This window comes from Vibrio fujianensis (genome assembly GCF_002749895.1).
Classification (GTDB): Bacteria; Pseudomonadota; Gammaproteobacteria; order Enterobacterales; family Vibrionaceae; genus Vibrio; species Vibrio fujianensis.
The window spans coordinates 68,170-73,997 of record NZ_NBUS01000038.1 but is presented as its reverse complement, the minus strand read 5'-3'; the positions used below and the strand labels follow the sequence as shown (position 1 = coordinate 73,997).

Below are 5,828 nucleotides of genomic sequence, written 5' to 3'. Positions count from 1 at the left end.
CCGCGCCCCTTGATACCAACCATATTGATCAATCATATCCGGATGTCTGTTTTTGCCATTTCCCGCTAGTATAACCGATAATCACGCCTCATCATGGCCTGTTGCACCATTTCCCTTAAGAGACACGTTTTCCATTTTGCTCCCCCCTTATAAGACCAGAATGGGAGATTAACAGCTGAATTTTGCAGCGACTGATCGTATCATGCCCTTTTCTTCCACAACCAAAGATGATTTGCGATGAAACATCCTCATAATAGTCAGCAACGCTTAGCTTATCTCAAACAGCAACTGCCGTTAGACATTGCCCGTTCGGTGGCTGATAGCTTAAAAGAAGATTTGGGTGGAACCCTTGATGCAGCGGCAGATATCACCGCCAGTTTGATCCCTGCTGATGTCCATAGCCGCGCCACATTGATAACCCGAGAAGCGGGAGTTTTTTGCGGGAAAATGTGGGCTGAAGAAGTATTTAAACAATTGGGTGGCCAAATCACCATTGAATGGCAAGTTGAAGACGGTGATATTCTGAGCGCCAATCAAACCCTCTGCACATTAAGTGGGCCTGCCCGTATTTTACTCACGGGGGAGCGGAATGCGATGAATTTCATTCAAACGCTGTCGGGTTGTGCTACCACCACCGCGCAGTATGTCAAGGCGTTACAAGGCACACAGTGTCGGCTACTCGATACTCGTAAAACCATTCCGGGCTTACGTAGCGCGTTAAAATATGCCGTGGCCTGTGGTGGCGGTTTTAACCATCGAATTGGTGTTTTTGATGCGTATTTAATCAAAGAAAATCACATCATTGCCTGTGGTGGTATCACCCAAGCGATTCACACCGCCAAACAGCTCAATCCCGGTAAACCCGTGGAAGTCGAAACCGAAAGTTTAGCTGAATTATCTGAGGCTATTGACGCTGGTGCGGATATTGTCATGCTTGATAACTTTTCATTTGAGATGATGCGAGAAGCAGTCAAAATTAATGCCGGACGCACGGCCTTAGAGAACTCTGGCAATATCACCTTAGCCACCATTCGCGATTATGCCGAAACGGGCATTGACTACATCTCAGTCGGCGCGCTCACCAAACACATCACCGCATTAGATTTGTCAATGCGTATTCAGCAATAAACAACCTTGTATTTCAAGGCTTAGGACAAACTCCTAAGCCTTTTTAACCCCCTCGCAAACTTTATGTAACCTTTTGCTTATTAACAGGCAAAAACGTCATCTGACTCGAAGCTCGTCAGTGAAGCCATTCTCTCGCTCTAGCACTGTGCTTATCCTTGGCTGGTCTTAACTACACCATGAGGATGACAGTGTAATGAAACAGAATCGAAACCATCAACAACAAGGCTTTACCTTAATTGAACTGATGATCGTAGTTGCAATTATTGGCGTTTTATCTGCGATTGCAATTCCTGCTTACCAAAACTATGTGAAGAAAAGTGAAGCAGCAACAGGGCTAGCTACAGCTCGTTCTCTATTAACCAATATTGATATGGCAATACAAGATACAGGAACATTTCCTAATGACCTTAAAATGGTCGGAGCAACATCATCTATGAATCCATTAGGTGAATTAGCGCTCACACGATCAGCATCAGCTGGTACAGGAACTTTAACGTTCACTTTTAAAGATAAATCAACAATTAAGGGAGCGGCTTTTACACTTACAAAACGATATACCGGTTGGGAATGTAGCTTTGCCAACAACGGGGCAACGATAACTCAAGACGAGTTACCTAAAACTTGCCGCTAACCTATTAATATGCTTACCAACCTTATTGCTATCTTACGTCAGGCTCAACTCATAAGCCCGACGCAAGAGCAAGCCGTGGTCGACCATATTCAAGCTTCCGGTGCCAGCGTACCGGAGGCTTTATTGGCGCTGGGTATATTCCACCCGCATGATTTAACTGAACAGCTCAGCCAAATCTTTGGTCTGCCCGAAACCGATTTAACTCGCTTTGACTACCCGTCATTGTGTCAACAGCTCGGCTTACGCGAGCTGATCACCCAATATCAAGCCTTACCGCTACAACGCCATGGGCAAGTACTGACTTTAGCGGTATCTGACCCCACTCATCTACAAATTGAAGATGAATTTCGCTTTGCCACCGGACTGCAAGTAGAGTTAGTGCTGGCGGACTACAAGGCACTACAAGCCGCCATTCGTCGATTGTATGGCCGCACCATCGACCACGCCACCAGCCAAGGCAAGGAGATCAGCCAAGATGAGCTGGCCGATTTGGTGCAGATCTCGGATGATGAAAAGCAATCGGTGGAAGATCTCAGCCAAGATGACTCCCCAGTCAGCCGTTTTATCAACCAAGTTTTATTAGATGCGGTGCGGAAAGGTGCTTCAGATATACACTTTGAACCTTACGAACAACAATACCGTATTCGGCTACGCTGTGACGGCATTTTAGTGCAAACTCAGCAACCAGCAAGCCACTTAGGGCGACGGCTCGCTGCACGGCTGAAAATTCTCGCTAAACTCGATATTGCCGAACGCCGACTCCCGCAAGATGGGCGAATAAAACTGCGCTTAAATACTGATACCGCGATCGATCTACGGGTTTCTACCTTGCCCACCCTGTGGGGAGAAAAAATCGTTCTGCGCTTGCTCGACAGCAGCAGTGCCAGCTTAGACATTGATAAATTAGGTTATAACGATACGCAAAAGCAACTTTATCTAAATGCGCTAAAACAGCCACAGGGGATGATTCTAATGACCGGGCCAACGGGCAGCGGTAAAACCGTTTCACTCTACACCGGTTTAAGCATACTCAATACCGAAGAGGTCAATATTTCAACCGCTGAAGATCCGGTGGAGATCAACCTCCCCGGCATTAATCAAGTGCAAGTGCAACCCAAAATAGGCTTTGGCTTTGCGCAAGCGCTACGCTCATTTTTGCGTCAAGACCCCGACATTGTCATGGTGGGTGAAATCCGCGATTTAGAAACCGCTGAAATCGCGGTTAAAGCCGCCCAGACCGGCCATTTAGTGCTATCGACCCTGCATACCAACTCTGCTGCAGAAACCGTCATTCGTTTAGCCAATATGGGCATAGAGCCGTTTAACCTAGCCTCTTCACTGAGCCTAATCATCGCTCAACGTCTCGCTCGACGATTATGCCCACATTGCAAACAAGCCGATCTGCCCACCCTGACTGAGCAACAACAATTTATGTTAGAGCCCGATCAAACCATTTACCGACCTCGTCCCAGTGGCTGTAACGAATGCACCAATGGCTACAGTGGGCGAGTTGGTATTTATGAAGTTATGGCCTTCGACCCGCAACTGGCTGAAGCCATTATGCAAAAAGCCTCAATCAGTCAGATTGAAGCCATCGCTCAAGCTCATGGTATGCAAACCTTACAGCAATCCGGTATCGAAAAACTCAAACTTGGCATCACCAGCATGCAAGAATTACAGCGTGTCCTTTATTTTTAATTGATGGGAATGGATCTGTTATGCATTCATCTAAAGCTTATGAACTGAAAAATTACCGTTGGAAAGGCATTAATAGCTCAGGAAAAAAAGTGGCCGGCCAATTACTGGCCCTTAGTGAATTAGAAGTGCGCGATAAACTTAAAGAGCAACACATTCAGATCAAAAAAATCAAAAAAGGGGGCGTTTCATTCCTGACTCGATTAACGCATCGAGTCAAAGGCAGAGACATCACCTTACTGACCCGCCAATTATCAACCATGTTGACCACCGGCGTACCTATTGTTCAAGCGTTGAGATTGGTCGGTGATAACCACCGCAAAGCGGAAATGAAGTCCATTTTGGCGCAAATAACCAAGAGCGTCGAAGCCGGAACACCCATTTCAAAAGCAATGCGTACCGCGAGTAGTTACTTTGACCCACTCTACGTCGATCTGATCCAAACGGGTGAACAATCGGGCAATTTAGCCGAAGTCTTTGATCGCCTCGCGACCTACCGAGAAAAAAGTGAACAATTGCGCGCTAAAGTCGTCAAAGCCTTGATCTATCCAAGTATGGTTATTTTGGTTGCCTTGGGCGTTTCCTATTTAATGTTAACCATGGTCATTCCTGAATTTGAAAGTATGTTCCAAGGCTTTGGTGCCGAGCTACCTTGGTTTACCCAACAAATCCTTAAACTCTCTCATGCGGTGCAGGCTTATAGCTTAGGCGGTTTGTTACTCTGCATTGGTTTATATCTGACCGTGAAAACCGCTCGGAAAAAATCGTTTCAAATCCGGCTGAAAACCAGCCGCCTAAGTTTGAAATCACCGATTATCGGTACGGTGTTAGCGAAAGCCGCCATCGCCAAATTTAGTCGCACTCTCGCCACCAGCTTTGCGGCGGGGATCCCTATCCTTGCCAGCTTAAAAACCACCGCCAAAACTGCGGGTAATGTGCATTTTGAAACGGCGATTGATCAAGTCCACCGTGATACCGCATCAGGAATGCCCATGTACATCGCCATGCGCAATACAGACGCCTTTCCTGAAATGGTGTTACAAATGGTGATGATTGGTGAGGAATCGGGAAAGTTGGATGATATGCTCAATAAAATCGCCACGATTTATGAATTTGAAGTGGATAATACCGTAGATAATTTAGGCAAAATTTTAGAACCATTGATCATTGTCTTTCTTGGCGTGGTGGTGGGCGGATTAGTCGTAGCGATGTACCTTCCTATCTTTAACTTAATGGGGGTATTGGGTTAGTATACTCTCTTCCCTCAATCCTGCGATTTAGAGCCTCTTAAATGGATATTTTTTATTTTTACCCTTGGTTATTTCCAATCTTCGCCACACTGTTTGGTTTAATCATCGGCAGTTTTCTTAATGTGGTGATCTATCGCTTACCCCAAATAATGGATAGGGAATGGCGGAAAGAGTGTGCCGACGCTTTTCCTGAATATGGCATTACACCGCCAGAAGGCACATTGACACTGAGCACACCTCGCTCCACTTGCCCTCACTGTCAAACCCAGCTGAGAATTCGCGATAACATTCCACTACTGAGTTGGTTGCGACTCAAAGGAAAATGCGCACACTGCCAAGCACCGATCAGCCCTCGCTATCCTTTCGTTGAACTGCTCTCCGCACTAAGTAGTTTCGTCGTTGCTATCCACTTTGGTTTTAGTGGTTATAGCCTTGCACTGCTCTTTTTTACCTATGTACTAATCGCCGCTACATTTATTGATTTTGATTGCATGCTCCTGCCTGATCAACTGACATTACCCTTGATGTGGAGCGGGATCGGCTTAGCGTTACTTGGTATTAGCCCCTTGTCACTGACCGATGCGGTGCTTGGCGCGATGCTAGGTTATCTCTCGCTCTGGTCTATCTACTGGCTCTTTAAAGGGTTAACCGGCAAAGACGGTATGGGCTACGGCGATTTCAAACTGTTCGCTGCGCTAGGGGCATGGTTTGGCTGGCAATTGCTCCCGCTGATTATCCTGCTCTCCTCGTTTGTTGGCCTTATCTTTGGTATTGTTCAATTACGCCTGCAAAAACGAGGAATAGATAAAGCCTTTCCTTTTGGCCCTTACCTGGCTATGGCCGGATGGTTCGCCATGTTGTGGGGTAATCAATTGATTACTTGGTATTTACACTCATTAATAGGGTAACCGCTATGCCTTTGATCGTCGGCCTAACCGGAGGCATTGCGAGCGGGAAAACCACCGTTGCTAACTTATTTCAAACCCATTTCTCAATTGATATCGTTGATGCCGACATCATTGCTCGCGAGGTTGTCGCTCCAGGAAGCCAAGGCCTTGCTGCAATTATCGAGCATTTTGGCCCAAGTATCTTACACCAGGACGGAAGCTTAAACCGTGCCGCTT

The 5,828-nt window shown here is 46.5% G+C and carries 6 protein-coding genes; all 6 read left to right on the top strand.

Annotated features, from left to right (window positions below):
• Positions 1-237: 237 nt before the first annotated feature.
• Complete coding sequence (gene nadC / locus B7C60_RS04275) at positions 238-1,128, top strand: carboxylating nicotinate-nucleotide diphosphorylase (RefSeq protein WP_099610580.1); 891 nt, start codon at positions 238-240, stop codon at positions 1,126-1,128.
• Positions 1,129-1,321: 193 nt separating this feature from the next.
• On the top strand, positions 1,322-1,759 hold the full coding sequence (locus B7C60_RS19975) for a pilin (RefSeq protein WP_099610579.1): 438 nt from the start codon (positions 1,322-1,324) through the stop codon (positions 1,757-1,759).
• 9 nt (positions 1,760-1,768) lie between these two features.
• A complete protein-coding gene (gene pilB / locus B7C60_RS04265; protein ID WP_099610578.1) occupies positions 1,769-3,457 on the top strand; it encodes a type IV-A pilus assembly ATPase PilB in 1,689 nt (562 codons plus the stop codon).
• Between the two features lie 20 nt (positions 3,458-3,477).
• On the top strand, positions 3,478-4,704 hold the full coding sequence (locus tag B7C60_RS04260; RefSeq protein WP_099610577.1) for a type II secretion system F family protein: 1,227 nt from the start codon (positions 3,478-3,480) through the stop codon (positions 4,702-4,704).
• A gap of 41 nt (positions 4,705-4,745) precedes the next feature.
• Positions 4,746-5,612 (top strand): prepilin peptidase, encoded by an 867-nt coding sequence (locus tag B7C60_RS04255; RefSeq protein WP_099610576.1) that lies wholly within the window; start codon positions 4,746-4,748, stop codon positions 5,610-5,612.
• 5 nt (positions 5,613-5,617) lie between these two features.
• On the top strand, positions 5,618-5,828 hold a 211-nt coding region (gene coaE, locus B7C60_RS17800), incomplete at its 3' end, for a dephospho-CoA kinase (protein ID WP_245868526.1).